Here is a 1,438-nt window from a genome sequence, read left to right as displayed (position 1 = left end):
CCGTTATGACGAACGGCCGGCCGGCATCGCCATCGAGGACGCGATGGCCAAGGCGATCCGCGCCGCCCTTGCCGACGAGAGCGGCAGCGTCCTTGCCTTCCTGCCCGGCCAGCGCGAGATCGAGCGCACCGCCGAACGGCTGGCCGGCAAGGTCGGCACCGATACCGACATCGTCCCGCTCTACGGCATGCTGGACGGCAAGGCGCAGGACGCGGCGATCAAGCCGCCGCCGGCGGGCCGCCGCAAGGTGGTGCTGGCCACCTCGATAGCCGAAACCTCGATCACCATCGACGGCGTGCGCGTCGTCATCGATTCCGGCCTGTCGCGGCTGCCGCGCTATGAGCCGGCCAGTGGCTTGACCCGACTGGAGACCGTGCGTGTCAGCAAGGCTTCCGCCGACCAGCGCGCCGGCCGTGCCGGGCGCACGCAGCCAGGCGTCGCCATCCGGCTGTGGCGGGCCGAGCAAACGGCTGCACTTCCCGCTTTCACGCCGCCGGAAATCCTTGAGGCCGATCTGTCCGGACTGCTGCTCGATTGTGCTGCCTTCGGCGTTGCCGATCCGTCAGCGCTTGCTTTTCTCGATCCGCCACCTGTTCCGGCCCTCAATGAGGCAAGGGGGCTACTGCGCGCGCTGGATGCCATCGACGAGACGGGGCGCCTGACGGAAGCGGGTGCAGCGATGCGCAAGCTCGCTCTGCCGGTGCGGTTGGCGCATATGGTTGCCGAGGCAGCCGGCAGCGGCCATGCCTTCGAGGCGGCAATGTTCGCCGTGCTGCTTACCGAACGCGGCCTCGGTGGCCTCGGCGCCGATCTGGAGCGGCGGCTGATGCGTTTTCGCGGGGAAAGATCTCCGCGCGCTACCGCCGCCAAGCAGCTCGCCGAAAGGCTGGCAAGGCAGGCTGGCGGAGCAAAGGGCAGCGAAGCTGCGGCGGGCGGTCCCCTGCTCGTGCACGCCTGGCCGGATCGGGTGGCGAAGGCGCGCGGCGAGCGCGGCCGTTTCGTGCTGGCCAACGGCTCCGGCGCCATGCTCGACGCCGCCGACCCGCTGGCGGGCGAGCCGTTTCTGGTCGTCGCCGACCTGCAGGGCAAGGCACAGAATGCGCGCATCACGGCGGCAGCGGCGATCGGCGAGGACGATGTCCGTGTCGCGTTGGCGGACAGGATCGAGGCGCGCCGTGAAACGAGCTTCGATCGGGACAAGCGCGCCGTGCGTGTACGTGAAACCGTGCGCCTTGGCGCCATCACGCTCGCCGAGCGCATGCTGCCGCCGCCAACGGGGGCCGACGCCGACCGCGCCGTCCTCGATGCCGTGCGCCAGCACGGGCTGTCGCTGCTGACCTGGAGCAAGGAGGCGCAAACGCTGCGCCAGCGGCTTGGCTGGCTGCATCGCGGCCTGGGCGCGCCATGGCCCGATATGGCGGATGACGCCCTCGTCGAG

The 1,438-nt window shown here is 70.6% G+C and carries 1 protein-coding gene; it reads left to right on the top strand.

Annotated features, from left to right (window positions below; translation table 11 throughout):
- On the top strand, positions 1-1,438 hold a 1,438-nt coding region (locus EN994_RS31285), incomplete at both ends, for a helicase-related protein (protein ID WP_281060217.1).

It is taken from the genome of Mesorhizobium sp. M7A.F.Ca.CA.002.09.1.1 (assembly GCF_003998555.1).
GTDB classification, from domain to species: domain Bacteria; phylum Pseudomonadota; class Alphaproteobacteria; order Rhizobiales; family Rhizobiaceae; genus Mesorhizobium; species Mesorhizobium ciceri.
This window is presented reverse-complemented; position numbering and strand designations above follow the sequence as displayed.